This is a genomic window from Streptomyces sp. NPDC107765, from assembly GCF_055657085.1.
In genome coordinates this window covers 76977-103641 of sequence record NZ_JBVKBL010000019.1, presented here as the reverse complement: position 1 = coordinate 103641, position 26665 = coordinate 76977, and the positions used below count along the sequence as shown (strand labels likewise).

26 protein-coding genes are annotated in these 26665 nt (G+C 70.7%); 9 read left to right on the top strand and 17 right to left on the bottom strand.

Annotation, left to right across the window (positions count from 1 at the left end; all coding sequences use genetic code 11):
- Nucleotides 1–68: 68 nt before the first annotated feature.
- Complete coding sequence (locus ACZ7MX_RS34240; protein WP_472137891.1) at nt 69–1232, bottom strand: acyltransferase family protein; 1164 nt, start codon at nt 1230–1232, stop codon at nt 69–71.
- A 255-nt stretch (nt 1233–1487) separates the two neighbouring features.
- Between ACZ7MX_RS34240 and ACZ7MX_RS34235 the strand changes: the two genes are divergently transcribed.
- The 5 genes from ACZ7MX_RS34235 (at nt 1488) to ACZ7MX_RS34215 (ending at nt 6008) form a co-directional block, all read left to right on the top strand.
- Nucleotides 1488–2321 carry an undecaprenyl-diphosphate phosphatase gene (locus ACZ7MX_RS34235; protein WP_472137889.1) on the top strand — a complete coding sequence of 278 codons (834 nt, stop codon included), beginning with the start codon at nt 1488–1490 and terminating at the stop codon, nt 2319–2321.
- 107 nt (nt 2322–2428) lie between these two features.
- Complete coding sequence (locus tag ACZ7MX_RS34230; protein WP_472137887.1) at nt 2429–3778, top strand: PP2C family protein-serine/threonine phosphatase; 1350 nt, start codon at nt 2429–2431, stop codon at nt 3776–3778.
- A gap of 146 nt (nt 3779–3924) precedes the next feature.
- Nucleotides 3925–4167, top strand: coding sequence for a hypothetical protein (locus ACZ7MX_RS34225; protein WP_472137885.1), 243 nt, complete (start codon nt 3925–3927; stop codon nt 4165–4167).
- Between the two features lie 200 nt (nt 4168–4367).
- A complete protein-coding gene (locus tag ACZ7MX_RS34220; protein WP_472137883.1) occupies nt 4368–4496 on the top strand; it encodes a hypothetical protein in 129 nt (42 codons plus the stop codon).
- Nucleotides 4497–4613: 117 nt separating this feature from the next.
- Nucleotides 4614–6008 carry a DUF5685 family protein gene (locus ACZ7MX_RS34215; protein ID WP_472137881.1) on the top strand — a complete coding sequence of 465 codons (1395 nt, stop codon included), beginning with the start codon at nt 4614–4616 and terminating at the stop codon, nt 6006–6008.
- Nucleotides 6009–6198: 190 nt separating this feature from the next.
- On the opposite strand, the gene ACZ7MX_RS34210 is transcribed toward ACZ7MX_RS34215, so the two are convergent.
- The 4 genes from ACZ7MX_RS34210 to ACZ7MX_RS34195 form a co-directional block, all read right to left on the bottom strand.
- Nucleotides 6199–7020 (bottom strand): hypothetical protein, encoded by an 822-nt coding sequence (locus ACZ7MX_RS34210; protein ID WP_472137879.1) that lies wholly within the window; start codon nt 7018–7020, stop codon nt 6199–6201.
- Nucleotides 7020–8294: a VWA domain-containing protein gene (locus ACZ7MX_RS34205; RefSeq protein WP_472137877.1), complete on the bottom strand. Its 1275-nt coding sequence runs from the start codon at nt 8292–8294 to the stop codon at nt 7020–7022. Before ACZ7MX_RS34205 ends, ACZ7MX_RS34210 begins: the two co-directional genes overlap by 1 nt.
- 625 nt (nt 8295–8919) lie before the next feature.
- Nucleotides 8920–10098: a MalY/PatB family protein gene (locus tag ACZ7MX_RS34200; protein WP_472137875.1), complete on the bottom strand. Its 1179-nt coding sequence runs from the start codon at nt 10096–10098 to the stop codon at nt 8920–8922.
- 27 nt (nt 10099–10125) lie between these two features.
- The gene (locus ACZ7MX_RS34195; RefSeq protein ID WP_472137874.1) at nt 10126–12483 is read right to left on the bottom strand and encodes a GAF domain-containing SpoIIE family protein phosphatase; all 2358 of its coding nucleotides are present in this window, start codon (nt 12481–12483) and stop codon (nt 10126–10128) included.
- Nucleotides 12484–12780: 297 nt separating this feature from the next.
- On the opposite strand from ACZ7MX_RS34195, the gene ACZ7MX_RS34190 reads away from it, so the two are divergent.
- Nucleotides 12781–14751 (top strand): APC family permease, encoded by a 1971-nt coding sequence (locus tag ACZ7MX_RS34190; RefSeq protein WP_472137872.1) that lies wholly within the window; start codon nt 12781–12783, stop codon nt 14749–14751.
- 2 nt (nt 14752–14753) lie between these two features.
- Here the strand turns inward: ACZ7MX_RS34190 and ACZ7MX_RS34185 are convergent, their stop codons facing one another.
- Entirely contained in the window at nt 14754–16418 is a 1665-nt protein-coding gene (locus ACZ7MX_RS34185) for an FAD-binding oxidoreductase (protein WP_472137870.1), read from the bottom strand.
- A gap of 257 nt (nt 16419–16675) precedes the next feature.
- Here ACZ7MX_RS34185 and ACZ7MX_RS34180 point away from each other — a divergent pair, with 257 nt between their 5' ends.
- Nucleotides 16676–17791, top strand: a complete 1116-nt coding sequence (locus tag ACZ7MX_RS34180) for a CapA family protein (RefSeq protein WP_472137868.1) — start codon at nt 16676–16678, stop codon at nt 17789–17791.
- 27 nt (nt 17792–17818) lie between these two features.
- Here the strand turns inward: ACZ7MX_RS34180 and ACZ7MX_RS34175 are convergent, their stop codons facing one another.
- The 8 genes from ACZ7MX_RS34175 to ACZ7MX_RS34140 form a co-directional block, all read right to left on the bottom strand.
- Nucleotides 17819–19096 carry an acyl-CoA dehydrogenase family protein gene (locus ACZ7MX_RS34175; RefSeq protein WP_472137866.1) on the bottom strand — a complete coding sequence of 426 codons (1278 nt, stop codon included), beginning with the start codon at nt 19094–19096 and terminating at the stop codon, nt 17819–17821.
- 203 nt (nt 19097–19299) lie between these two features.
- On the bottom strand, nt 19300–19758 hold the full coding sequence (locus tag ACZ7MX_RS34170; protein WP_030811543.1) for an RrF2 family transcriptional regulator: 459 nt from the start codon (nt 19756–19758) through the stop codon (nt 19300–19302).
- 55 nt (nt 19759–19813) lie between these two features.
- On the bottom strand, nt 19814–20161 hold the full coding sequence (locus ACZ7MX_RS34165) for an Ig domain-containing protein (protein WP_472137864.1): 348 nt from the start codon (nt 20159–20161) through the stop codon (nt 19814–19816).
- A gap of 255 nt (nt 20162–20416) precedes the next feature.
- Nucleotides 20417–20743, bottom strand: a complete 327-nt coding sequence (locus tag ACZ7MX_RS34160) for a plasmid stabilization protein (RefSeq protein ID WP_472137862.1) — start codon at nt 20741–20743, stop codon at nt 20417–20419.
- 285 nt (nt 20744–21028) lie between these two features.
- Nucleotides 21029–21445, bottom strand: coding sequence for a CBS domain-containing protein (locus tag ACZ7MX_RS34155; protein WP_472137860.1), 417 nt, complete (start codon nt 21443–21445; stop codon nt 21029–21031).
- A gap of 60 nt (nt 21446–21505) precedes the next feature.
- Nucleotides 21506–22063, bottom strand: a complete 558-nt coding sequence (locus tag ACZ7MX_RS34150; RefSeq protein ID WP_472137858.1) for a hemerythrin domain-containing protein — start codon at nt 22061–22063, stop codon at nt 21506–21508.
- A 590-nt stretch (nt 22064–22653) separates the two neighbouring features.
- Nucleotides 22654–22884, bottom strand: a complete 231-nt coding sequence (locus ACZ7MX_RS34145) for a DUF6480 family protein (RefSeq protein WP_030417347.1) — start codon at nt 22882–22884, stop codon at nt 22654–22656.
- Between the two features lie 354 nt (nt 22885–23238).
- Entirely contained in the window at nt 23239–23394 is a 156-nt protein-coding gene (locus ACZ7MX_RS34140) for a DUF6131 family protein (RefSeq protein ID WP_234326649.1), read from the bottom strand.
- 468 nt (nt 23395–23862) lie between these two features.
- On the opposite strand from ACZ7MX_RS34140, the gene ACZ7MX_RS34135 reads away from it, so the two are divergent.
- The gene (locus ACZ7MX_RS34135; RefSeq protein ID WP_472137856.1) at nt 23863–23997 is read left to right on the top strand and encodes a hypothetical protein; all 135 of its coding nucleotides are present in this window, start codon (nt 23863–23865) and stop codon (nt 23995–23997) included.
- 161 nt (nt 23998–24158) lie between these two features.
- On the opposite strand, the gene ACZ7MX_RS34130 is transcribed toward ACZ7MX_RS34135, so the two are convergent.
- A complete protein-coding gene (locus ACZ7MX_RS34130; RefSeq protein WP_472137855.1) occupies nt 24159–24572 on the bottom strand; it encodes a hypothetical protein in 414 nt (137 codons plus the stop codon).
- 216 nt (nt 24573–24788) lie between these two features.
- Between ACZ7MX_RS34130 and ACZ7MX_RS34125 the strand changes: the two genes are divergently transcribed.
- Nucleotides 24789–25685: a SigB/SigF/SigG family RNA polymerase sigma factor gene (locus ACZ7MX_RS34125; RefSeq protein ID WP_472137853.1), complete on the top strand. Its 897-nt coding sequence runs from the start codon at nt 24789–24791 to the stop codon at nt 25683–25685.
- 389 nt (nt 25686–26074) lie between these two features.
- Here ACZ7MX_RS34125 and ACZ7MX_RS34120 read toward each other — a convergent pair whose 3' ends face one another.
- Together ACZ7MX_RS34120 and ACZ7MX_RS34115 are read right to left on the bottom strand one after the other, a co-directional pair.
- The gene (locus tag ACZ7MX_RS34120) at nt 26075–26275 is read right to left on the bottom strand and encodes a hypothetical protein (RefSeq protein ID WP_472137852.1); all 201 of its coding nucleotides are present in this window, start codon (nt 26273–26275) and stop codon (nt 26075–26077) included.
- 58 nt (nt 26276–26333) lie between these two features.
- Nucleotides 26334–26534 (bottom strand): hypothetical protein, encoded by a 201-nt coding sequence (locus ACZ7MX_RS34115; RefSeq protein ID WP_362141963.1) that lies wholly within the window; start codon nt 26532–26534, stop codon nt 26334–26336.
- Nucleotides 26535–26665 lie beyond the last annotated feature (131 nt).

Sequence of the window (26665 nt, the reverse complement as noted above, 5' to 3'; positions counted from 1 at the left end):
GGCGCCGGCCCTCTCATGGCGCATACGATCCCGGCCGCCAAGCAGCCGGTCGGCCAAAGTCGGGGCTGTTACGGCACGTATGAGCCACGCCAACAGTACTGCTGCTCCCCGCCGGGAGCTCCGCGGCCGCGGGGCGGCCGGCGGAAGGCCCAGGGCATCCGCGGCTCCACCGCGAACCGGAAGACCCGCCGTACGGGCGGGGTGCACAGCAGCGTCACCACCACGGCGGCGATCAGCGTCACCACGACGTGGCCCCACGGCGTACCGACCCAGGCCGCGTCGTACCAGTGCCACCAGCGCGAGCCCTTGGCCAGGAAGCCGTGCAGCAGATAGCCGTAGAGGGTGCCGGCGCCCAGGGCGGTGCACCACATCCGGCGGCCCGGCACCCAGGCGAGGAAGCAGGCGGTCAGCACCAGCGAGCAGCCGAACATGGCCAGCTGCATCAGCATGCCGCCCCACCACTGCGCTCCCAGCTTCTGGGCGCTGTCGGTGTGGTAGAACCACGCGTCGTTCATCCGCGGCACGGCCCAGTACGCGAAGGCGGTCGCACCCAGCACCACGGGCACGGCCGCGATCCGCACCGCCCTGCGCCGCAGCAGGCGGAAGTGCTCGGGGGTCAGGCACAGGCCCAGCACGAAGAACGGCAGGAACTGCAGCACGCGTTGGAGATCGAGATCGCTGCCGATCTCCGGGGAGGCCGAGGCGAGCGCGGCGATCGTCAGGGCGACCGGCACCGGCAGGCGGATGATCCGCCACAGCGGGGCGGTGAGCCGCCAGATGAACAGCGCCGGCAGGAACCAGGTGAGGAACCACGGATCCAGCAGGCCGACCGAGAGGTCCGGCTGATCACCGGCCGCGTAACGGAACAGGGCGTAAGCCGTCCGGAACAGGACATAGGGGACGGCGATGCCGGTGATCAGCCGCTGCAGCTGGTCGGGGCGGAAAGTGAAACTCCGGGAAAAATAGCCGGAGATGACGATGAACGCCGGCATGTGGAAGGCGTAGAGGACGAGGTAGAGCGCGGCCGAGGTCCGGCTTCCGGCGTAGAACGGCTCCCAGGCGTGGCCGATCGCCACCCATACGATGGCCAGGTATTTGGCATTGTCGAAGTAGGCGTCGCGCCGAGTGCCGCCGGGTTCGTCCGCGGCCGGCGGCGGGTCCTGGGGTGCGGCCGGGGCGGGGGCGCGCGCGGCGGCGGTGGTGGAGCGGCGGCGGAGCGGGGCCGCGGTCATGGATCGTTCCTCCCCTCGTTCGTCTACAGTGTTGTAGACCGTCCCGCACTGTAGGGGCCCGGGCAGGCACCGCGCATCCCGGTCCGCTCAGCCGGCCCGCGGGGGCCTTCCCGTCGGCCCGACGACGAAACCCCAGTAAAGTCACTCATCGCGCCAGGCGTGTCGCCCGGGTCGGCCAGGCCGGCCCACCGGACCCGCCCCACGCGCCGAGGCGTGCCTGCGCCCACCGTCCACCCGTCCCGAGAAATGGATCCCATGAGCGCGATCAGCATCGGCCAAGCCGTCGTCCTCGGAGCCGTGGAGGGGGTGACGGAATTCCTCCCCGTCTCCTCCACCGGCCACCTCAAGATCACCGAGGGGCTGATGGGTATCCCCGTCGACGACAAGGCCGTCGTCGGCTTCTCCGCCGTCATCCAGGTCGGCGCGATCGCCGCCGCGCTCGTCTACTTCGGCAAGGACATCGTGCGCATCGTGGGCGCGTGGTTCCGCGGGCTGGCCAACAAGGAGGAGCGCTACCACCACGACTACAAGTTCGCCTGGTGGGTGATCTTCGCCACCCTCCCGATCGTCGTCGTCGGCCTGGCCGCCAAGCCCCTGATCGAGGGCCCGCTCGCCTCCCTGTGGGTGGTGGCCGGCTCACTGATCGTCGGCAGTGGCGTCATGTGGGCCGCCGACCAGATGGGCCGCCACAAGCGCGGTGAGGACGACACCTCCCTGAAGGACGCCATGTGGGTCGGCTGCTCGCAGATCCTCGCGCTGCTCTTCCCCGGCTTCTCCCGCTCGGGCGCGACCATGTCCACCGCCCTCATCCTCGACCTGGAGCGGGTCGCCGCCACCCGGCTGTCCTTCTTCCTCGGCATCCCGGCCCTCACCGGCGCGGGCATCTACGAGCTCAAGGACGCCATCGGCTCCGGCGCCGCGATCGCCCCGCTGGCCGTCGGCACCGTCGTCTCCTTCGTCGTCGCCTACGCCTCGATCGCCTGGCTGCTGAAGTTCGTCGCCAAGCACTCCTTCAACTCCTTCGTCGTCTACCGCATCCTCATCGGTGCCCTCCTCTTCGGCCTGCTGGGCATGGGCGTGCTCAGCTGACCCCGCCGCGGCCGCCGCGCCGGACCGGGATCCGGTCCCTCCGGTGATATGGGTGCAACACCAGCAAACCCGCCCGTAGCGGGCGCAGCGCCCTGGAGGTGGCCGTCATGAACCGGGACCGCTCGGACGACGCGGGCCGGGACGCCGAGGACACCCGCCTACGGGCCCGGCTGCGCACCGCGGAGGAAGCCGCCGAGTGCATCGGCACCACCCTCGACGCCCGGACGACCTGCACCGAGCTGTCCCGTTTCCTGTGCCGGCACATCGGCGACGCCGCCGCGGTGGAACTCCTCCCCGAGGACGCCACCGCGGCCGGCCGGCCCACCGGGGCCCCCGAGCTCCGCCGGGTGGCCTCGGCCGGCCTGGTCAAGGTGCTCGAAGCGCGCTTCCCCGGCGACGACCCGGAGAACCCGGAAAACCGGCCAAGCCCGGGAAGCCCGGAAAACCCGGAGACCCCGGAAAGTCCGGTAAGCCCGGTAAGCCCGGGAACCGGCTCCCCCCTCCTGCGTGCCCTGGCCGAGGACCGCCCCGTCACCGCCCGGGCCGTCCTCCCCGGCGGGATGTCCGCCCAGGCCCTCGCGGTGCCGCTGTCCGCCCAGGGCCGCCGCCACGGCGTACTGCTCGTCCTCCGCGCCGGCGGCAGCTTCAGCGCGGACGAGACCGCCACCGTCCGGCACGCGGCCCGCCTGGCGGCCGCCCATCTCACCCACGCCCGCCGGCACTCCTCGGTGCAGCGCACCGCGATGGACCTCCAACGGGCGCTGCTGGCCGAACCGGGCCGCCCGCACCCCAACCTCGAACTCGCCACCCGCTACCTCCCCTCGGGCAGCAGCGCGCTGGTCGGCGGCGACTGGTTCGAAACCGTCCGGCTGCACTACGGGCGCACCCTGCTCGTGATGGGCGATGTCATGGGCCACGGACTCGACGCCGCGGTCGACATGAACGCCTACCGCTCCAGCCTCCGCTACGTCGCCTCGACCGACCTGCCGCCCCACCGCGTCCTGCGCCAGCTCGACACCACGGTGGCCGAGGACGAGTCCCGCCGCCCGGCCACCTGCCTGCTCGCCCGGGTGGACCCGGCCCGCAGCATCGCCGCGTTCGCCAGCGCCGGCCACCTCTCCCCGGTGGTCTTCGGCGGCGACGGCACCGCCGATCTCCTCCGGGTCCCCGTCGGCCCGCCCCTGGGCACCGGCACCGGCGGCTACGAACAGATCACCCGCACCCTCACCCCCGACGACACCCTGCTGATGTTCACCGACGGCCTGGTCGAACGCCGCGGCGAGGACATCGACACCTCGCTCTCCCGGCTCTCCCGCCTCCGCCTCCCCGCCGGAGCCGACGTCGAGCAGGTCCTCGACGAGGTCCTCGACCACCTCGACGGCCTGCACGCCGAGGACGACGTCGCCGTCCTCGCCGCCCGAATCCGCCGCCACCCGGAACCTCCGGCCGGGGAGTAACCCGCCAAAGCTCTGACGGCTCGTCAGGAAGGTCCGTAGGGACGGCTCGTCAGGTCGACTCGTTGCACCGAGACCCCGGCGGCGTACCGCGCAGCGACATGGAGGAAGATGCCCAGGTGGCAGACCACGCGGACACGGGGGAAGTCGTGAGACCGAAGATCAAAAGCGGGAGCGGGAGCAGGAGTACGGGGATAGCGCTCTCGGCGGCCGTACTGCCCTTCCTCGCCCTGGCGGTGCTTCTCGGGCGTACGGACACCGACAGCGCCTCCGGGGTACGCAACGAGGGCCCGGCCTATCCGGGGCCGCACCCCACCATGATCGGCTACCTGCACGAGGAAGAGGGCAAGGACGACTGGATGGTGCTGGTCCCCGCCACGGACAAGCGGTGACCACGCCGTCCCGATCCGCCCCCGACGGAGCCCGGCGAACACGCGGTCCCGGCCCGCCCCCAACGTAGCTGTGACGACCAGGACATCCCGGTCCACGCCGAACTGAGCGCAGACGCCTGCCCGTTGGGGAGTGAACAGCCCGCCCCAGGTGGCGGCGCGCGTGGCCTACGGGCCTATGGGGCGCCCTATGCCCAACAGACGTGACCGGTCCGTCGAGCCGTCCCGGCCTGGCGCCCACCCTCGACGGCCTCGACGCCTTCGACCGCTTCGACGGTCTCGCGCGCCGGGCGGCCCGGCTCGACTCCGTAGCCGCCCGCCACACCACCTGACCGAGGCGCCCCTCCCCAGGGGGTGTCCCAGGTCAGCGGTCGGATGGGTACGATCTTCAGCCGTTGCCGCCGCGCGCCGCGCCGGCACCGTTTTCGATGTCTCACGGGGGATCGCACATGTTCGGAATCGTCAGGCCCTGCAGCCATCGCCTGTCCCAAGGGCTCAAGGCCGAGTGGATGGCTCACCTCTGCGGCCTGTGCCTCGCGCTGCGCGGCGACCACGGCCAGTTCGCCCGGGTCGTCACCAACTACGACGGGCTGATCGTATCCGTCCTGACGGACGCCCAGGCCGGACGCACGGAGGCCGGCCGGCGCACCGCCGGGCCCTGCCCGCTCCGCGGCATGCGCACCGCCTCCGTGGCACAGGGCGAGGGCGCACGGCTCGCCGCCTCGGTGTCCCTCGTGCTCGCCTCGGCGAAGATCCGCGACCACGTCGCCGACCGGAACGGTCTGCTGCGCCGCCGCCCGGTGGCCGCCGCCGCGCGCCGGGTCGCCGCCGGCTGGGACCGGGCCGGGGCCCGCACCGGCGCCACCCTCGGTTTCGACACCTCCGTCCTCGTCGACGCGGTCGACCGCCAGCCGGCCATCGAGCAACTGGCCGGTCCGGGCACGCCGTTGACGGTCATCACCGAACCGACCGAGACCGCGACCGCCGCCGCCTTCGCCCACACCGCCGTACTCGCCGGCCGACCCGGGAACGCCGCGCCACTGGCCGAGGCCGGTCGGCTCTTCGGGCGGCTGGCCCACCTCCTCGACGCCGTGGAGGACCGGGCCGCGGACGCCGCCGAGGGCGCCTGGAACCCGCTCACCGCGACCGGCGCGAGCACCGCCGACGCCCGCCGGCTCTGCGACGACGCACTGCACGGCATCCGCCTCGCCCTGCGCGACGTGGAGTTCACCGACTCCGCCCTGGTGCATGTGCTGCTGGTGCACGAACTGCGGCGGTCGGTCGACCGCGCCTTCGGCACCGCGGCCTGCTCCCACCAGGCGCATGCCTCCCACCCGTATCAGGGCGGACCCGGCCAGCAGACTCCCTACGGCCAGCCGCCGCAGTACGGTCAGCCTCCGCAATACGGGCAGGCGCCGGCCGGGGGGCCGTACGCCCAGGGGCCGTACCTGAACGCCCCGCAGAATCCTTATGCGCAGAACCCTTACGGGCAGAACCCTTACGCGGGGGGATCGGTGCCGCCTGCTGGTCACGGCGGCGGCCACGGCGGAGGGCACGGTGGCGGTCACGGCGGAGGGCACGGTGGCGGCGGCAACGGCGGGGACGGCGGCGGCCTTCCGCACTTCCCGCACCAGCCGAAGAAGCCCCGGGGTTTCTTCGCGGGCTGCGCGGTGGCCATCGGGCTGTGCTGCACCTGCAAGGTGTGCTGCGCGGAGGAGTACGAGGGTGCCTGGTCGCGCAAGAAGCGCGAGGGATGCTGCCAGGACTGCGATTGCTGCGACAGCTGTGACCCCTGCAGCGGGTGCGACTGCTGTGACTGCTGCAGCTGCTGCGACTGCGGCTGACGCGCCGGCGAGGGCAGTGCCGGCGCCCGGACCGCCGGCCGCCGGGTATCACGCCACAAACTCACGCGCATGGCTGACGAGCAGGACTGACTGACGAGCATGAGTGACTGACGAACATGAGCGACGAGGCTCCATGACGAGCGGGGCGGTCACGGCACCATGCCGTGACCGCCCCGCCGTGCGGCTCGGGTCAGGCGCCCGGCGGCACCCGTGACGGGCGGCCGGAGCCGCGCGTGACGGAATAGCCGGCGATGCCCCCGAGGGCCGCGAGCAGGCCGCCGGCCGCGGTCCACAGCCAGCGGTCCGACCACCAGCCGGAGGACCAGCCGCCGTCCGGCTCCGCCATGGCCGCCGGCCGCGGCGACGGCGTCGCCCCGTCGGACTGCGGCGTGGCCGTACCGGCACCCGGCACCAGCGGAGCGGCGAGCGTGCCGTCCACCGCCTGGGCGCCGCCCTGGTCGGCCGTGCCCGCCTCGACCTTCGCATGGACCGGCAGCCCCAGGTCCTCTTGCGGAAGGTCGACGACCGTCAGGCGCACGTAATAGCTGCCGGGCAGCGGGTCGTTGGCCCACGGCTCCGCCCAGGCGCGCACCGTCCGCAACGTGCAGGTCAGCTCGACGGAACCGGCGCCCTGGGCCGCGGCCTTGGCCGGAGCGCCGTATTTGCACGGCTGCCGCCGGCGCAGCCCGTCGTAGACGTCCAGTTGCCAGGTGGCCGCACCGTGCCGGGCGGCGGCCGGCAGCGTCACCGTCGCGGTGACCGTGGCGCGCTGTCCCGCGTCGACCGGCAGCACCCAGTAGAGGTAGTCACCGGTGGACGCATCGGCCGTCGCGGGCTGACCGGGCTTGATGGCGGTCGCCGTACGGAACGAGGTCCCGGCCTCGGTCGGTGCCGCCTTCGTGCTCGCGCTCGGACTCGGCGTCGCGGTGTCGGCGACCGCGGGGCCCGCCACACCGAGGAGACCCGCCCCGGCCAGCGCGGCGGTCATCAGCATCCTGCGTACGGTGCGCATCAGTTGGTCCTCCAGACGGAGACGCGCCAACGGGAGATCCAGCCCCAGACCAGACCGGCCACCAGCCCGGTGAGGGCCAGGGTGATCAGCAGCCACCAGCCGTGGCCGAGCCCGAGGAACGCCGCGTCGGAGGCGTCGCTCGGACCGTCCACCACGTCGATGGCCAGCTCGACCGGCATACCGGGCTCGGTCTTGACCGAAGGCGGTGCCGAGAAGGAATTGCTGACCTGGAGGCAGACCGTCTTCGCCGGCGGCTCGTCCGCGCCGTCCGGGGCATCGGCCGGCGGCTCGGGATAGCGCAGACCGGACGAGATCACATCCGTCCGCCCGTCACCCGCCTCCGCGCCGCGCACCAACTCCCGCCCGTGCTCCGTGGAGGCCCGCAGGAGCACGCCGTAGTCGTTGTTGACGGCACGGTCGGCGCCGACGCTCACCGAGGCCCGGAGCTCCTGCCCGGGCCGGACGTCGACCTGGTACCAGCGGTGCTCGGCGAACTTCTCGCGGTCGCTGTAGAGCCCCGGCTTCAGCTTCGGCGCGCCCGCGCAGCTCTGCGCGCCCTGCGTCGCCACCGGCATGACGACCGGATCGGCGGTCCGCTCCACCAACTGGTGCACACGGTCCCGGAGTTGCTTGGTGTGCTGCACCGAGGTGTACGTTCCGCCGGTCGCCTCGGCGATACAGCTCAGCTGCTTACGGGTCTTGGCGTCCGGCAGCAGACCGAGCGTGTCGACGGTGAGGTGGATGCCCTGCGCGGCGATGTCCCGGGCCACCTGGCACGGGTCGAGCGGGGCGCAGGTGTCCTCGCCGTCGGTGATCAGTACGATCCGCCGGGACCCTTCGCCGCCCTTGAGGTCGTGCGCCGCGCCCAGCAGGGCGGGACCGATGGGCGTCCAGCCGGTCGGGCTGAGCGTCGCCACCGCGGTCTTCGCCTCGGTGCGGTCGAGCGGCCCCACGGGGTACAGCTGACGGGTGTCCTTGCAGCCGGTCTTCCGGTCCTCGCCGCGGTAGTCGGCGCCGAGCGTCCGTATGCCGAGCTGGACGCCGTCCGGTACGGCGTCCAGCACCTCGTTGAACGCCTGCTTCGCAGCGGACATCCGGCTCTGACCGTCAATGTCGCGGGCCCGCATCGAGCCGCTGACGTCGAGGGTCAGCTCCACCTTGGGAGCGGTCTTCGCATCCGGTTCCCCGGCGCTGGCGGGTGTGGGAAGGAGGGCGACGGCCATCGCGGCCAACAGCCCGCACACCCCGGCCGCCAGCCGTTTTCTTGTGATCATCGCTGGATCGTATGGAGAAACCCGCCCCACACCAAAACGGCGCCGGGGGCCGGCTACAGGGGGAGTTGGAGCCCGGGCGAGGGGACCGCAACGCACCGCCGTGGGCTGCTCGGGGCCCACCGGGCGCCGGTCTCCGGCGGCCCGCTGGGGGCCGTCGGCGTGTCGCCCGTCCGCCCGTCCGCTGTGGGCGCCGCGCCGGTACCGGCGCTCGCGCCGCGTTCCGGTACCCGCGCTGCTTATCCGCAGACGGTCTGGCCTCAGTGCTGCTTCGCCGCGGACGGTCTGGTGCCCGTGCTGCTTCGCCGCGGGCGGCCCGCGCCCGCGCAGTCTCGCTGTCTACGGCTCGCTGTCGACGGCTCGTCGTCGGTGTGGCCTGCCGCCCATGTCGCCCCGTCGCGGTCCCGCCGCCTCCCGACCCACGCCCGTTTCAGTGCGGCGCGTCGACCTCCCGCGCCATGCCGTTCCGTCGCGCCGTGCCGGTCTCTCGCGCCGTGCCGGTCTCTCGCGCCGTGCCGGTCTCTCGCGCCATGCCGGTCTTTCGCGCCATGCTGGGCACTGACGCCGCGCCGATCCCTCGCGCCATGCCGATTCAGCCAGCGCGTCGGCCCTCGCGTCGTGCGCCGGTTCAGTCCAGCGCGTCGGCCATCCGCCCCACCGCCTCGGTGAGTACTTCAGGGGAGGTCGCCAGATTGAGCCGCACATGGCCGGCGCCGCCGGTGCCGAAGTCCGGGCCGGAGCTGAGGGCGACCCTGCCGTGCTCCAGGAAGAACGCGGCGGGATCGTCGCCGAGGCCGAGCGGACGGCAGTCGAGCCAGGCGAGGAAGGTGCCCGCGGCCGGACGGTAGCGGACCGCCGGCAGCCGCTCGGCCAGCAACCGCGCGAGCAGTTGGCGGTTCTCGTCGAGCCCGGCGCGCAGCGCGTCGAGCCAGTCACCGCCGTCCCGCAGCGCAGCCGTGTGCGCGAGGATGCCGAGGTGGCTCGGGCCGTGGCTGACCTCCTCCGGCATCCGCGCCAGATCCCCGGCGGCATCGGGACCGGCGATGGCCAGCGCTGCCTTGAGCCCGGCGAGGTTCCACGCCTTGGACGCTGACATGAGCGAGAAGCCGCCCTCCGCGCCCGGCACGCTCAAGTACGGGACGAAGGCGGCGTCCAGCGCCACCACCGGTGCGTGGATCTCATCCACGACGACCCGCACGCCGTACTCGTCCGCCAGCGCCGCCACCGCCGCCAGCTCCTCCGCGCTGTGCACCGTGCCGGTCGGATTGTGCGGGCTGCACAGCAGGTACGCGCCCCGGCCACGGCTCGCAGCGGCATCCCGGAACGCCGCTTCCAGCGCATCGAAGTCGATCCGCTGACCGGCACCCAGCGGGGCCTCCACCACCCGCCGGTCCATATGCGTGAGGAACTGGTAGAACGGCGGATACACCGGGCAGTTGACGACCACCGGGTCGCCCGGCCGGGTGACCAGCTTCAGCACCTCGACGATGCCCAGCATCACATCGGGCACGATCGCCGTGCGTTCCACGGCGAGGTCGTGCCAGCCCCATCTCTCGCGGGCGAACCCGGCCAGCGCCCGGGCGTACGCCGTCCCGGCCGGATAGCCGGTGTCGCCGATCGCGACCGCGTCCGCGATCGCCCGGGCCACCGGAGCGGCCAGCGGTACGTCCATCTCGGCCACCCACAACGGCAGCACATCGGCGGGATACGTACGCCACTTCATGCTCGTCCGCCGCCGCAGCGTGTCGAGGGAGAGCGCACGCAGCGGGTTCGCGTCGGCGGGAACGTCGGACGGCCTGGGCTCCATGAGGCAACGATAGGCGCGTCGGCGCGTTCAGGAGGCGGTGAGGACCAGTGCGGCCTGGTCGTCGTCGGTGGCCTCGCCGGCGAAGGCGGTCACCGCCGCGGTGACGGACTCCAGCAGCGCGGCGGCGGAGGGAGCCGGGCCGCGCACCGCCACCAGCGCATCGGCCAGACGCTGTTCCTCGAAGAACTCGCCGTCGGTGTCACGGGCCTCGGTGATGCCGTCGGTGACCAGCACCAGACTGTCGCCCGGGAACAGGGCCACCGGGTACGGCGAACCGACGACGCCGGGCGCGATACCCAGCAACTGCCCCGGCTGGGCGAGGTGTTCCACCGTGCCGTCGGCCCGGCGTATGAGGGGTGGCACATGACCGGCGCGCATCATGTCCAGGACGAGCCGTCCACCCTCGCGCCGCAGTTCGCCGTATATCAGCGATACGAAGGTGTCCTCGCTGGTGCCCTCGATGAGCGCGTCATTGATGGCCGCGACGACGGCCGCCGGGTCGTGCAGAAGGCGCGCGGCGGCCCGCGCCGTGTGGCGGACCATGCCGGTCGTGGTGGCCGCCGCTGCACCGCGCCCACAGACGTCGCCGATCATCAGGCCCCAGCGGTCGTCGGGCAGCGGGAAGACGTCGTAGAAGTCACCACCGACATCGAGCCCTTCGCCGGCGGGGTGGTACGACGCCGCCAGGTCGGCGCCCGGCACGGTCGGCAGTTCGGGCGGCAGCAGACCGGCCTGCAGCTCACGGGCCAGCCGGACCCGGTCGGTGAACTGGTGGGCGTTGTCGGCACTCGATGCGGCCCGCCGGGCCAGCTCCTCGGCCAGCGCGATCACATGCCTGTCCAGCTCCCGGTCGGTTGCCAGCAGGGTCAGCACCCCGAACGTACGGCCACGGGTCGCCAACGGGACACACACATAGCCGGTGACGGTCGACCGCCCGGGAGGCGTGCCGGGGCGGAAGCTGCCGTCGGGGCCGGAGCTACCGTCGGCCCGGACGCGGCTGGCCGTGCCGTCGAGGTCGGTGCGGTTGTCGGGGCCGGCAGGACTGGTGTGGTTGCTGGGAGCGGTACGCCCGCCGGGACCGCAACTGCCGTCGTGGCCATGACCGCCGTTGGGGCCGGCGGCACGGCTCTCGGGGTCGGCGGCACGGCTCTCGGAACCGATGACACGGCTCTTAGGGTCGGTGGCACCGATTCGGCCCGTCTCGGTGGCGCCGGAGGCCAGCACCCGGGCGACCGCGCCGTCGATCTCGTCGCTCAGCCCGGGGGCGGACAGCAGGCTCTTGCCGGCCAGGCCGTCCGAGGCCACCGCGATCCGGTGGGTGTGGCCGTCCTCCACGACATGCACGGTGCACAGCGGTGCCAGCGAGGGCACGGTCAGGTGGGCCAGGCACTGCAGGCAGTCGAAGTAGTGCGGTTCGCGGGTGATGGCGGTGCTGGCGTCCAGCACGAACGCCAGGTCCTCCCGGGCCTCCTTCTCGCGCTCCTGGGCGGCCTCGCCGGCCTCCAGCGCACGGCGGCGCTCGATCGCCAGGGCCGCGATCCGGGCGAACGCCCCACTCAGCGCCACGTCCTTGTCGTCCGGCGCCTTCGGTGTCCGGTGGTACATCGCGAAGGTGCCCAGCAGCTGCCCGTCCACCCCCATGATCGGCGTGGACCAGCAGGCCGCCACCCCGGCCTGTTGCGCCAGCTCCTGATAGCCGTCCCACCGCGGGTCGGTGGCGATGTCCGTGACGATCACCGGAGCACGCAGATACGCGGCGGTGCCGCAGGAGCCCATGTCCGGGCCGATGGCGACCCCGTCGATCGCCTCGTTGTAGAAGGCGGGCAGGCTGGGCCCGGCCCCGTGCCGCAGATGCGCCCCGTCGGGATCGGCGAGCAGCACCGAGACGATCAGGTCAGGGGAGAACTCCTCGATCGCCCGGGCCATCCCGGTCAGGATCTCGCCGAGCGGTGCGTCGCGTGCGATCTGCTCCAGCAGCACCCGCTGCTCGGCGGCAAGGACCTGGGTGTGGTGATACGCGGTGATGTCCACCGCGATCACGACCACGCCGTCGACCGCGCCGTCCGCGTCCCGCCGCGGCTCGTAGGTGAAGTCGAAATACCCCTCCCGCTCCGCTCCCGGCGCGCCGAGCACCAGCCGGGCTCCTCGCGCACGGTAGGGGGTGCCGGTCCGGTACACCTCGTCGAGCCGGTTCAGTACGCCCTGCGGGCCGAGCTCCGGCAGCAGCTCACCGATCGGCACCCCGGTCCGCCCCCGGTCACCGCCGACCGCTTCCAGGAACGCCGGATTCGCCGCCTCAAGCCGGTGCTGCGGCCCGCTCAGCGCAGCGAAGATCACCGGAGCCTGGTCGAAGAGGTCCTCGTACTCCGTGCTCCGCCTGTGCAAGGACCTGCTCCGCTCGGTGACCGATCCGAGTCGATCCGTGGACATGGAAGGCTGCCCTCTCGTGCGTTCGCCGACCGCGCCGTCGCGCCCTCTCTTCACTGTGACATATCGGGCATATGCCCATCTGCTCCGGCCGGTGAGCCGGCTCCGCCGCCCGGCGTCGTCCGGTGGGTCCACCTGCTGGAATCCCCCGGCGGCGCGCCGGGCGCCGCCACGCCGCAGGCCACCGGGTTCCGTACCCTGACCTGGCCGTCTCGCCGATGGCTGGACGCTTTCGCGGCACGACAGGAGCGCACGATGCCCCCCTCCGCCCCCGCGGCCTCTTCCACCCCGTCCGGACCGCGGCATCGGCTGCGGGCATGGCTGCTGGAGGGGCTGACCGATATGGCCAAGCGCCATCCCGGCCCGCACGCCGGCCCGCAGAACGCTCACCAGGGTCAGCGGTGGTGGCGGGTGATGTGCCTGACGGGTGTCGATTACTTCTCCACCCTCGGCTACCAGCCGGGTATCGCAGCCCTCGCGGCCGGGCTGCTGTCGCCCGTGGCCACCCTCGTCCTGGTCCTGGTGACGCTGGCCGGGGCACTGCCGGTGTACCGCCGGGTGGCGAAGGAAAGCCCGCACGGGCAGGGGTCGATCGCGATGCTGGAGCGGCTGCTGTCCTTCTGGAAGGGCAAGCTGTTCGTCCTCACCCTGCTCGGCTTCGCCGCCACCGACTTCCTGATCACCATCACCCTCTCCGCGGCCGACGCCGCCACCCACCTGGTGGAGAACCCGCACCTCACCAGCGCGCTGCACGGTGAGCAGGTGCTCATCACGCTCATCCTGGTCGCGCTGCTCGGCGCGGTCTTCCTCAAGGGCTTCCTGGAGGCGATCGGCGTCGCGATCGTCCTGGTCGGTATCTACCTCGGGCTCAATGCGGTGGTCGTCGTGGTCGGCCTGTGGCACGTCCTGTCCGCGCCGCACGTCGTGACCGACTGGACCCAGGGGCTCACCACCGAGCACGGCAATGGCCTGGCGATGGTCGGCGTGGCCCTGCTGGTCTTCCCGAAGCTGGCCCTGGGCCTGTCCGGCTTCGAGACCGGCGTGGCGGTGATGCCGCACATCGAAGGCGACGCCGGCGACACCGAGGAGCGCCCCATCGGGCGGATCCGCGGCGCGAAGAAGCTGCTCACCACCGCCGCCGTGATCATGAGCGTCTTCCTGATCATCACCAGCTTCGTCACCACCCTGCTGATCCCCGAGTCCGCCTTCAAACCCGGCGGCCCGGCCAACGGTCGCGCCCTGGCCTACCTCGCCCACCAGTACCTGGGCTCCGCCTTCGGCTCCGTCTACGACATCTCCACCATCGCCATCCTCTGGTTCGCCGGCGCCTCGGCCATGGCCGGCCTGCTGAACCTCATGCCCCAGTACCTGCCGCGCTACGGCATGGCACCCCACTGGGCGCGGGCCGTGCGCCCGATGGTGCTGGTCTTCATCGCTGTCGCCTTCCTGGTGACCTGGATCTTCGACGCCAACGTGGACGCCCAGGGCGGCGCCTACGCCACGGGTGTGCTGGTGCTCATCAGCTCCGCCGCGATCGCGGTGACCATCGCCGCCCGGCGCAGCGGGCAGCGGGGCTGGACCGTCGGCTTCGCCGTGATCGCGGCGGTGTTCCTCTACACGACCGTGGCGAATGTGATCGAACGGCCCGACGGGGTGAAGATCGGCGCCTGCTTCATCGCCGGGATCATCCTGCTGTCGCTCCTCTCCCGGCTCGCCCGGGCCTTCGAGCTGCGGGTGACCAGCGTCGTGCTCGACGGCATGTCCGAGCGGTTCATCCGCGACGTCGCCCACCGCGAGATCCGGTTCATCGCGAACGAGCCCGACCAGCGCGACGTGGCCGAATACCGCGACAAGCTCCAGCAGATCCGCACCGACAACGACCTCCCGGCCGACGACGACTTCATCTTCGTCGAGGTCACCGTCCGCGACCCGTCCGAGTTCGAGAGCGAGCTGCGCGTGCGCGGCGAGGTCCTCCACAACCGCTATCGCGTACTCGCCCTCGAAAGCTCCACCATCTCCAACGCACTGGCCGCGCTGCTGCTGCACGTGCGCGACGAGACGGGCAAGCGCCCGCACATCTACTTCGAGTGGACCGAAGGCAATCCCTTCGCCCAGTTCCTCCGTTTCTTCCTCTTCGGCCAGGGCGAAGTCGCCCCCGTCACCCGGGAGGTCCTCCGCGAGGCCGAACCCGACCGTTCCCATCGCCCCCGTGTCCATGTCGGCTGACCTCAGCGGGTGAACGGCTGGACGGACTGGGCATGGCGGAACACGTTGCGCGGGTCCCAGTACTCCTTGACCTCTTGCAGCCGTGTGTAGTTGTCGCCGTAGTACAGACGGTGTGAGGGTTCGCCGGAGGTGTTCCACTCGGGATCGTCGAGGTCGGTGTCCGGGTAGTTGATGTAGCAGCCGTCGGTCACCGGTGCCGGCTGATCGTCCGCCGGAATGCCTTCGGGCGCCAGCACCGGAACGCCGCCGGTGTCCGCGTAGACATCGCGGTAGAACTCGCGGATCCAACGGAGATGCGGCGCTGCGATCGAGGGGTCGGCATCGGCATCGTGGTGGTCGGCGACACCGTCCTTGTTGACGTCCCGCTTCCAGCTCCAGTACGTCTGGTACTGCAGCTTCAGCACCGAACTGCGCTGGTAGACCGCCGTGTCGGCGCTGTCGGGCAGGTTGATGGCGCCGCCGTAGGAGTCGACCTGGAGCAGTGCCTGTGGATTGTCGTAGTCCGCACGGGTCAGATGGTGGAAGACGGCGTCGAGCTGGTGCTCGGTGAATCCCCGCGTCATATACGCCGACTTGTATTTGCCGCACTGGTTATCACCGGAGCCGTTGAGCGTCTGGGTGGCCGTCAGCCAGGGCAGCCGGGTCGGCACGTGCAGTCCGCCCATGGGTGCGTGTTCGCCCATCCGCCGGTCCAGCGGCGTCGGGTCGACGCCCAGGTCCTGGGTGATCCAGTCCAGGAAGGCGTTGAGCCGCTGCACGCTGTCCGGCCTCGTGGCGTCGAGCTGGGTGATCAGGCCGATCTTGCCGTTGGCGCGGTGGTTCAGCTTCAGCAGGGTGAACATGTCGGTGTAGTCGCCGCGGAGCGATGCGGGGAGTCGCGGGGTGTTCTCGTACTCGAAGAACAGCCCGTAGTTGCGCACCAGGGACTTGAAGCGCTCCGGCTGGCACTTGAGCTTCTCCCAGGGCCAGGCGATGGCATGCAGCAGTACCTGCCCCGGGGGCTTGGGCAGCCCCTTGAACCAGTACCGCGTGACCACGCCGAAGTTGCCGCCGCCCCCGCCGGTGTGTGCCCACCACAGGTCCCGCAGCTCGGGCTCCGGGGAGTCGCGGCGCGCGACCACCACCTCGGCGTGCTGACCGTCGCGAACGACGACGACCTCGACCGCGTAGAGATAGTCCACCGTCAGCCCGTGCTGGCGGGACAGCAGCCCGTACCCGCCTCCCGAGACATGGCCGCCGGCGCCGACGGAGTAGCACGACCCGCCGGGCAGCGCCACGCCGAACGGTGCGTAGAGGTGCGTGGCGACATGCCAGTTGGTCGCGCCGGACTCGACGCAGTACGCGCCCATGTCCTGATCCAGATAGGCCCGGTCCATCTGCCCGAGGTCGAGGATGACGCCCACGTCCTCACCGCAGACGAAGTTCTCGTAGCAGTGGCCTCCCGAACGGACCGTGATGCGGCGGCCGAGGCTCCCGTCGGAGCGGTGATCCGCGAGGTATTTGTTGAGCGCGGCGACGACCTCGCCGGTCGAGCCGATCACGGACACATAGTCAGGTGTCGCGATGAAGCGCTGGTTGAATCCCCTTCTCAGCGCCTCGTAGCGCGCGTCCCCCGGAACTACTTCGGTACCGCTCTCGGTGCCGGCGCTGATCTGATACGCGGCCATGATGGCCTCCCTACGACGATGGATCGATTCCGGGAATGTGACGGCTGCGAGCATCGACGCGACACCGCGTGGGAACTCTGCGTAGCCATCACCCTTCACTTGATTACCATCCGTGATCGCCCTGCCGCTGTGAATGCCCGGAAGGTGTGCGTCCGGCGGCGTCATGTTGACGCTCGGCCTCGGCGTCCGGCCGACCCGCTTCGACCTGAGGCGACCGGAGCTCCGCCGCGACGCCGGCTCGGTCCTAGCCTGGAAGAGTGGACGGTGACCTGGTCACGGTGTTCCTGTGCGGGGATGTGATGCTCGGTCGCGGCGTCGACCAGATCCTCCCGTACCCGGGCGACCCCGCGCTGCGCGAGGGCTATCTCCACGACGCCCGCGCCTACGTCGAGCTGGCCGAGGCGGCCAACGGCCCGATCCCCCGTCCGGTCGGCTTCGCCTGGCCCTGGGGAGAGGCGCTATCCGTCCTCGACGAAGCCGCCCCCGCAGCCCGGGTGATCAATCTGGAAACCAGCGTCACGCGCAGCGACACCTTCGCGTCCGGCAAGGAAGTCCACTACCGGATGAACCCCGGCAACCTCCCGTGCTTGACCCTCGCACGCCCCGACGTCTGCGTTCTGGCCAACAACCACGTCCTGGACTTCGGCCGCAACGGCCTGGCGGAAACCCTCGATGTCCTGGCCGGGGCGGGGCTGCGGACGGCGGGTGCCGGAGCGGACGCCGACGCGGCGCGGCGTCCGGCGATCGTCCCCCTCGACGGCGACCGGCGCGTACTGGTCTTCTCGTTCGGCCTGCCGACCAGCGGCATCCCCTTCTCCTGGGCAGCGACTGAAGACCGGAGCGGAGTGGCATTCCTGTCCGAACCGTCGCAATCCGCCGCAAACGGCCTGGCCGCACGGGTACGGCAGCTCAAACGGCCGGGCGACATCGCCATCGCCTCGGTCCACTGGGGCCCCAACTGGGGCTACGGAGTCTCCCGCAGCGAGGCCGCCTTCGCGCGGCTGCTCCTCGACGGCGGCGTCGACGTCGTGCACGGACACTCCTCGCACCATCCGCGCAGCCTGGAGAACCATCACGGAAAGCTGGTGATCCATGGGTGCGGCGACTTCATCGACGACTACGAGGGCATCACGGGCTACGAGCAGTACCGGGACGACCTGCGCCTGCTCTTCCTCGTCTCGTTGGAGCAGCCGACCGGCAGGCTCCACGAGGTGCGCATCGTCCCCTTCCAGGCCCACAGGATGCGCCTACGGCACCCGTCCGCCCGCGACGGCCACTGGCTGCAACGGCTCCTGGACCGCATCAGCACCGGATTCCATCCCTGCACCACCGTGGAGGGGGACGGCCACACGCTCACCCTCCGACCGTTGTGATGCCGGCCGGTCGGAGGTGCGAGGGCTTCAGATGTGCAATGTCAGTGGGGGATGGGTCCCGTTCAGATAGTGGTCGCCGATGTCGCGCAGCCTGTGGGTGGGCGAGCCCTGGGCGGTCAGCACACGAGCGTTGCGCCAGAAGCGGTCGAACCCCGGCCCGTCCGCGGGGGAGTCGGCGCCGTCGGTGAGTTCCAGGACGCGGGTGGTGATCTCCAGAGTGGACTTGCTCGTGACCGCCTCGGCCGCGGCGACGAGCACGGCGATGTCCGCGCGCTGGTCGACATCGAGCTCCCGCCCCATGAGGAGCCCCCTCGCCAGCGCCTCGGTGGCCGGCTCGACCACGGCCGCCGCGGTGTGCGCGGCGGCCACCAGCTCCCCGTAGGCAAGAAGGAGATACGGGTCGCTTCCGGGGCGCCGCTCGAAGGCGCCGCCGTCCGGGTCGGCAGACGGCCAGTTGCGCGGTGCGGTGCGGCTGAAGTCCCGGGCCTCGGCCAGCGTTCCCTCGGCGATACCCAGACAGACGTGGACCAGGGCGAGCCGGAGCGCCAGCGGGGCGAGCGTGGCGAACGGGGAGACGTCGTGTTCGTCGTGCGGCACCGTTCCGAGGATGCGGTCCGGCTGCACCTGTACGCCGTCGAAATCGACACTGCCGGCTCCGGTGAGCCGCTGGCCTAGGCGGTCGTGCGCGGGGACCGCCGAGACCCGGGGATCGGCCGGGTCCACCTGCGCGATCAGGGTCTCCCCGGTGGCCGTGCAGACCGCGCTCACCACCAGTTGGTCGGCCACCGTGACGCCCGCCGGGAAGACCTGGCGACCGTGGAGGAGATATCCGCTCCCGGCCGGCGTGAGGGTGAGTTCAGGTCCGGTCTCGGTCTCCTGCTCCGGTTCCGTGCCCGGCAGATCGATGCTGCCGCCCCAGAGCCACTGCCCCGCTCCCGCTTGACGCTCGATCCTGTCGGCCTGCTCGGGGGAGCCGAAGAAGCGGGCGCTCCACGACAGGGTGTAGTGCCTTCCGAGGAGCTCGCCGATGGAGCTGTCGGCCGCCGCGATCTCCCGGATGACCGCACATGCCGTACGCCAGTCGGTACCCCACCGGGACGGACCCGGCGGCATGAGGAGGGCCGGCAGGCCGGCTTCGCGCAGCCGGGAGAGCTCGTCGAACGGAGGCTTGCCGGCGCGGTCGCGGGCGATCGCGTCCACGGCGAGATCCTCCGCGACCTCACGGGTGACGCGTGGCCAGGCGGCCTCTTCCGCCATGTCGTCGACCTGGGGGGCGGCGGTGCATGCTGCGGACTTCTTCGGCATGGCGCCGGTCACCGTCCTGTCGGGTGGTCTGGCGGGTCAACTTCCCTAGTTTTCCCACTGGATTAGTAGGGAATGATGCGCCCGTACTCCCGTGGCGGCAAGGGCCGTTCAAGGCGTGGACAGCCGGATCTTGTCATCCGGACGGAAGGGGAGCTCCAGTCCGAGCAGTTCCCGGCGTGTAAATGGCGCCGAGGGCTACGGCCTCAGGGGTTCGTCCAGGAGGCGGGGTCCTCGGCCAGCGCGGATACCCGGGTGGGGAGTTCCGCCGAGGCGACATCGGCGAGCGAAACCCCGTCGAGGATCTGCCGGACGTTGGCGCGGAGGGCGACCCAGAGTGGGAGCAGGGACTCCGCCGGGCCGGTGTAGGACAACTCCGGTGGACGGACACCGCGAACGGATACCAGGGGGCCGTCGACGACGCGGATGACGTCGGCGATGCTGATGGACTCGGGCGCCTTGGCCAAGCGGTAGCCGCCGTTCCCGCCGCGCTGGCTGAGGACGAGCCCGCCGCGGCGCATGTCGTTCAGAATGCCTTCGAGGAACTTGTGCGGAATGTCCTGCGCGTCCGCGATGGCCTCCGCCTTGAGCGGTCCTGCGTCCCGGGCGTGAGCGAGTTGCAGCGCGGCGCGCACCGCGTAGTCCGCTCTGGCTGAAATCCGCATGCTCGCATTATTCCGCAGGGCGGCTGGGGCCTGGAGGGGTGGCGCGGGAGGTCGGTCAGTGGTCGACCGTGACCTCGAAGTGTTTCGGAGCGGCCCCCTCCGCGGTCACGGTGAAGGACGCGGTGCCCGCCGCATCACCCGCCACCAACGGCGGGGTCTGTGCGTACCCCTGGGAGTCGGTGTCGACCGTGACAGTAGTTTCTCCGCCTTCGAAAAGGACCTGCTGGGTCGTGGACAACCAGGCGAACGTCACCGCCGCGTCGGTCACCGGGAGGCCGCTTCTGCGGTCGACGAGTCGCGCCTTCAAGGGGTCCGAGAAGGTCTCGTGGGGGCCGGCGTGCTGTCCCGTCCCCCCGGCCGACTCGATGGCCACCGTCAGGTCCGTGCCCGCTTCCGCATTCATTGCGCCTCCTCATTCCATGGCCCTGAACAGCCTGCTTGCGCATCGGCCCGCCCGCTCCGCCGTCACTCGAACGGGTGTTTCCTGTCTCGACCGCGACCGATTGCTTGCGCACGCGGGTTATTTCGAGGCAGGCTTTACAGCGGATGCAATGAATCGATTAGGGGGCGGGGTACATGTCCAACACCCTTGAATACGGGCACAGTTACCGGACCGTGGGACTACGGGCGCAGCTCAGGCGAGCGGTGGTGACGCTGGTCAGCGGCCGAGGGCCTTACGAAGCTCGTCCTTGTTCATCGAGGAGCGGCCGTCGATGTTGCGCTTCTTGGCTTCCTCGTAGAGCTGGTCCTTGGTGGGGCCCTGGGCGCCGCGGTGAGAACGCTCGCCGCCGCGTTGCGGCGCGGACTTCCTGTCCCGGGTCGAGACCTTGCTGGCGGTCTTCGACTCCCCGGACCGGGCGCGTTCCTTGTTCACGGTCCGAGCGGCGATCTCCTTCGCGCGCTTCGTCGACTCGCCTCGCTGCTCGGCCCCCTCCTTGATGTGCTCGTACTGACGCTCACGCTTCTTGCTCGAACCTGCAGGCATGACGGCTCCTTGACCGGTTGATGTGTCGTTCGTCGGCCGGCCGCGTGACGGGGCGGTCGACGCCACCCCTTCAGTTCACTCCGTTCGGCGGCAGCGCGCGAGGCAGAGCGGCCGATCGGGCGGGTGGGGCTCGCCGGGTGGGAACCCGCCGGTGGCGAGCTCGCGCGCCCCGCCTGCCGGACCCGCCGCCGCCACCAGGCACCGGCCGGACGATGACGCGGGGCAAGGGCAGGTGCGGCGCGCGAGGGAAGGGGTGCCGGGTCGGTGCGTGTTGGTGTAGTGGGGTCAGTCGGTGGAGAGCGCCTCAAGGAGGTCGCCGACCTGCGGGTCGGGGAGGGCGCGGGCGACATCGGCCAGGGCCACCATGCCGACGAGGCGATGACCGTCGATGACCGGCAGTCGACGGACCTTGTGACGGGCCATCGTTGAGAAGATCTCGTCGGCTCCGTCGTCGGCGCCGATGGTGACCGCTTCGCCCTGGGCGAGTTCGCCGGCCTTGGTCTGCTGCGGGTCCAAGTTCTTGCCCAGCACCTTGACGACGACATCCCGGTCGGTGAGGACGCCCTTGAGTTTGTCGTCCGTGCCGCAGATAGGAAGCGCTCCGACGCCGAGGGAGGTCAGCTTGCGAGCCGCTTCGAGGATGGTCTCGTTCGCGCCGATGCATTCCGCACCGGGCGTCATGATGTCGCGTGCCACAGGCATGACTGTTCGTCCTTCCTGAAGGAGGGATCTTGATGTGAGGGGGGTGAGTTTCCGTGCGGGTTACCGGCCTCGACCGGTGACGTAGTCGCGTACCCGGTCCACCAGCCCCAGGCCGGGAGCAAGCAGCTTGTTGGCCGGGGGCGTGCTCGGGGCCATGGGATGGGCGCGGGTCGGGGCGGTCTTCTTCGCCTCGCGGACCTTCCGGCCGAGGCTTTCCAGGACATAGGGATGGACACCCTCGCGCAGCTGGGGAAAGAGCTGGTTCTCCTCGTCCTCCACGTGCGCGGTGACCTCGGTGCGCAGTTCGCGTACGAGGCGGTCGAAGTCGGTGTCGTCGGGCTCTCGTCCTTCGAGCTCCTTGAGCAGCTGCTCGACGCGGAGGTGGTCGGCGATCTCCTTGTCCGCCAGCATCCCGCCGTTCTCCAGGTGGTCGCGTACGGCCGGGTAGAGGTGTTCCTCTTCGGCGACCGAGTGGCGCACCAGCTCGATGGTCAGGGCGTCCAGGAGCCGTTTGCGGGCGCTGCTGCCGGGCGCCGCGTTGTCGAACTGCTCGAAGAGGTCGTCGACCTCCCGGTGGTCCGCGGTCAGCTCCGCGATGACGTCCTCGCCGTGCTCCATGATCTGTCCTGTCCCTCCGGTGACCCGGGCGCTGCCGGCCCGTTGCCGGGCGCACCCAGAGCAACGGGTTCCCGAGTCGTCCGGCGGATAACGTCAAGTCCGGGGAATTGCGTCGGATGCCGGGATGCCGGGATGCCGGGATGGTGGCCGTGGTGCGGCGGGTGGCGGCGGGGGGTGGGAGCGGGGAGGGGGAGGCGGGAGGGCGGGTTGGTGAGGGGGTGTGCCTCGGGTGCTGGGGTGCGTGGAGTTTGGGGTGCCGGGGCACCGCCGTTCCCGTGGCGGGCTCATGGTGCGGGCTCATGGCGGGCCCGTGGTGGGCTTCTGGTGGGCTCGTGGGGGGCCCTGTGACGGGCCGCGGGGATCTACGGCGTGCGCAGCTGGCCGCGCTACCAGGTGTGGCCGGCTGTCACCTGCCGCTGGGTTGCGGCCTGCTACTGCCGCATGGAGGTCGGGTGCGTGCAGCTGCTGAGAGGTGGGGCGCCGTCGCCAGGGGCCGGGTGCTGCCGCTGGGAGGTTGGGGCCGTCGCCTGGAGGGCGGGACGTGCGCGACGTGCGGTCAGGGCCTCTGGTCGGGGCTGCGGTGGCTCGGGTCAGCGCGCCATGATCACCGCATAGGCGATGAAGAACGCCGCGCAGAGGACGACGACGATGCCGAGGATGATGGCCGGGCCCTTGGCCCATCCGCGGGTGGGGAGGTCGCGGGGGCCGGTCTCCGAGCCCGTGCTGTCCTCGCCCGGCGGGGTTTCGCCCGGCGGCACGCCGCCTCCGGGGCCGAGGCCCGGGGTTTCGCGAGGATCTGGATCAGGGTGGTGAGTGCTCATACCGGGAGTTTGCCCGAAAAAGACCAGTTTCACCGGTGGGGTAGAGGGAGTGGAGTGAAGTGAAGTGGTGAGGGGGCGGTGTGGGGCGGTCGAGGTGGTGGGCCGTGGAGGTAAGGGGGTGGGAGGGGGGAGCGGTGGGGCTGGGCCGGGAGGAATGGGGAGGGGGTGGGGAGCAGGAGGGGGGAGGGGATGCGGTTTATGTTGCGTCTCGCGCGCCGGTGAATCCGTGCTTGGGGCGCGCGATGGCCGATTGGCTTAACTGCGCATCCCGCAATTCCTCCGCCACCGTGTGGTGGCGGAGGAATTGCGGGTCCTTAGGCCCGCGTGCGGCATTCCGCTTGCGGGCGTGTGGCGCTACCAGTAGTGCCGTCGGCCGGCTACTGCGTGACCCATTGCCCCGAGGACCCAGAGGATCGCCCCGATGACGGCGAGGATGATTCCGATGGTCCAAAGGATGCCGATGCCGGTCACGAACCCAACGACCAGCAAAATAATTCCGAGAACGATCACGATGTGCTCCGATCTCGCATATGTTCCCCTCTTAACTGTGATCCCGGTGTGACGCACGGGCAACTTCTGCCGTCGACCTATGCGAAGCCCCTGGGAGGGGGGAGGGCGTGATCACGTAGGTGAGCGGGTGGGTAATTCCGGGTCCGGCCGGCAGCCAGGGGCTGGCTGGCCGTGGAGAAGGGAAGGCGAGGGGCTGCCGACCGCTGGCTGTAAATTCCCTGTGGGGGCCGCGGGTCGGCCGTGATGCGCCGCATTCGGTTTTTACTCTTCAGTGGTGGCCATGGGTGCGGTGGTGTCGGTGTTGGTCTTCGGGGGCGGGTCGGGGACCGGGTCCGAGGACGGGTCGGGGAAGGGGGCCGGGATCGGGGGAGTCGGTGAGTACTGCCCGATGCGCCGATGGGTGGATGGGCCGTGAAAAGGGGGCCCTATTCCTTCATCGCTGCGGCGGTATGGCGTCGTAAGTATTCCGTGCTCGTCGCGGTCGGTTATGCGGTGGCCGCTCTGGGCGTGGTGTGCGGACTGTGGGTGTTCCTGGTCGGCCTGGGAATCATGGGCGGCGGGGCCTTCGGCTTCACTTTTCAGTACCAGGAAGGGGAGGACTGAGCTGCCTGGAGGACGAGTACTGCCGTGGGGCGGTGAGGAGGTGGGAGGGCGTGACTGTCAGACGCTGGGGGAGAGGGCGCCGGGCGAGGGAGTTGAGGGGGCGTCAAGGTGGGGGCACGGACATGAAGTTGGGTGGCGGCCGGGGCTGGTGGGCCTGGGGGTTATGGCGCCTCGGGAGTGTCGTTGTGGGGCGCCCTGCGGTGGTGGTGGCGGGAGCGGTGGTTGCTCCAGTTCGCTGCGGCGTCGATTTGCAGCAGGTTGAGTCCGGTCTCCGCGACCAGCCGCTCCCGGGAAAGGCCCTCCGGGTGCCGGCGCAGCGCTCGGGCGATCTTCCCGGCCCACAGCTCGGCATTCACAAAGGGACGTGCGTGGTAATGCTGCTGCAGTTCGCCGAGGTGCGCGGTGGAACAGGCCGTCAGCGACCGGTTTCCGTCCAGTGCCGGATCGTGGACATGGATCGCCGAGGAATCCGGAACGATGGCATGGACCCCGGTTCCGTCCACCACGCTCGCGCCGCACAGTCCGCACAGCACAGGAAGCGGTTCCGCTTCCTCCGACTCAATTGCCTCACCCACAGCGTTGTTTCTACCTCGCGGTCGCCGCTGGGGCCGGTTCGGCACGCCGCATCACCCGTACCTTCCGCCGCGTTCGCAACCTTCGGTCGGGGCGTCAACAGTCCGACGACAACAAGGCGATGGCGGGTTTCGGGACATGCCTCGGGAGTCGTCGGGTAGAGGCGGGTCGAGGGGGGACTGCAGACGGGGACCGAGTCAACAGCTAGGAGCCCGAGCATGACCAGCACCGGCACCATGACAGCAGCGACTGCGGTAGCAACCCCGGCCACCACTACGTCCAAGGGGAGTCCTGCCACGGCTCCGTCGGTGTCTCTGCCGCCGATCGATGAGCCGCAGCGCCTTGCGCCGAGTGAAGCCAGGGAATTGTCGAGGGTCTTCTTCGAGCGACTCGCCGTCCTTGAGGAGGGCACCTCCGAGTACCAGTACGTGCGCAACACGCTGATCGAAATGAACCTGTCCCTCGTGCGCTATGTCGCCCGGCGCTTCCGCAGCCGGGGGGAAAGCACCGAGGACATTCTGCAGGTGGGCACCATAGGTCTCATCAAGGCGATAGACCGCTACGACGTTGACCGGGACGTGGAGTTCACCACGTTGGCCGTGCCGTACATCCGTGGGGAGATCAGGCGTTTCTTCCGTGACGCCACCTGGTCCGTCCATGTGCCGCGCCGGCTGCAGGAACTCCGCATCGACCTCGCGCGCGCCTTCGAAGACTTGGAGGCCGCCAACAACCACGATCCGTCGGCGGCAGAGCTCGCCGCGCATCTGAAGCTGCCGGAGGAGGAGGTGAGGGAGGGGCTCATCGCCTGCAACGGCTATGACACCGACTCCATCGACCGGCCGATCCAGACCGCGGGGAAGCAGCAGACCGGGCTTGTCGCGGACCTCATGGGCAGCACCGACCCCGCGCTCGACCTCGCCGAGAACATCCAGGCACTCAAGCCGCATCTCGCGCAGCTCGACGAGCGGGAACGCACACTGCTCCGGCTCCGGTTCGGGGCGGAGATGACCCAGGCCGAGATCGGCAAGGAGCTCAACCTCTCCCAGATGCACATTTCCCGGCTGCTGAACCGCGCCTGCACCAAGTTGCGGAAGGGACTGCTCGCCGAGGTGTGAGGGAGTGCCGCCGTGGCACCCCGGGCGATGAGGGCGGAACTGGCGCCAGGAGTGAGGGCAGGAGTGAGGGGAGGCGATCGGAGCGAGAGACGTTCGGAACGAAGGGCCAACGAAGGGCCGGGGCGGCAAGGCGCCCCGGCCCTGTCGCGTGCGCGTCGCGGTCACCGCTCACCGCTCGCTGCTCGCCGCTCGTGTTCGCGTTCGTGCTCGCGTGCGCGTTCGTGCGCGGCGTTGTGTTCGTGCTCGTGTCGCGTTTCGTGCCTGCGTCGCGTCGCGTCGCGTCGCGTCGCGTCGCGTCGCGTCGCGTCGCGTCGCGTCGTGTCGTGTTGGGGTTCCTCGTCTCCGGGACCTGCGCTCAGGGGGTGCGTCCAGGGATGATGTTGATGACGTCACGGGTGGTCAGGGCGCTGCTCTTCGGGCACGCCGCCGCCGCGGCCGCCGCCCTTGCTTCCTTTGTCGGTGCCGTGCGCCTTCCGGCTGCCGCCGGGGCCCACCGGGTGATCGGTGTCGGCCTTCGTCTCGGCGGCGTCCTGGACGGTCGCCCCCTTGTCGCTACGGCGTACTTCGGGCTGCTGGGGGTTCTTCGACATGGCGTTCGTCTCCGTCCGGTCGGTCCCGCTCGGGTCGGTCGTTCCGTCAGTAGTTCCGTCAGTCGTTCCGCTGGTCTCGCTCCCCTTTGGGGCCGCGACCTCGCTCGGTTCGCGGTCCCTGGCTGCGCCACTTCGGGTCGCTCTCCAGGGTTTCCTTCGCGTCCTCCGTGGCGTGCTTGTCGGGAATGCCGCGGTCCTCGGCCTCGCTGCGAAGCCTCGCGCGCCGCTTGTCGAATTTCTTGCTGCCAGGCTCGGGCATGGCCACCTCCCCCTTTCCTCGGGCTTTGGGAAGGCTTCTCTCTCGGCCCGTGCCCGAAGTTCTCAGGGCAAAACCTCGCAAAAGGGGCGATTGGTTGTCCCGGTGTAGGTGCCGTCCGGTGGCCCGGTCCT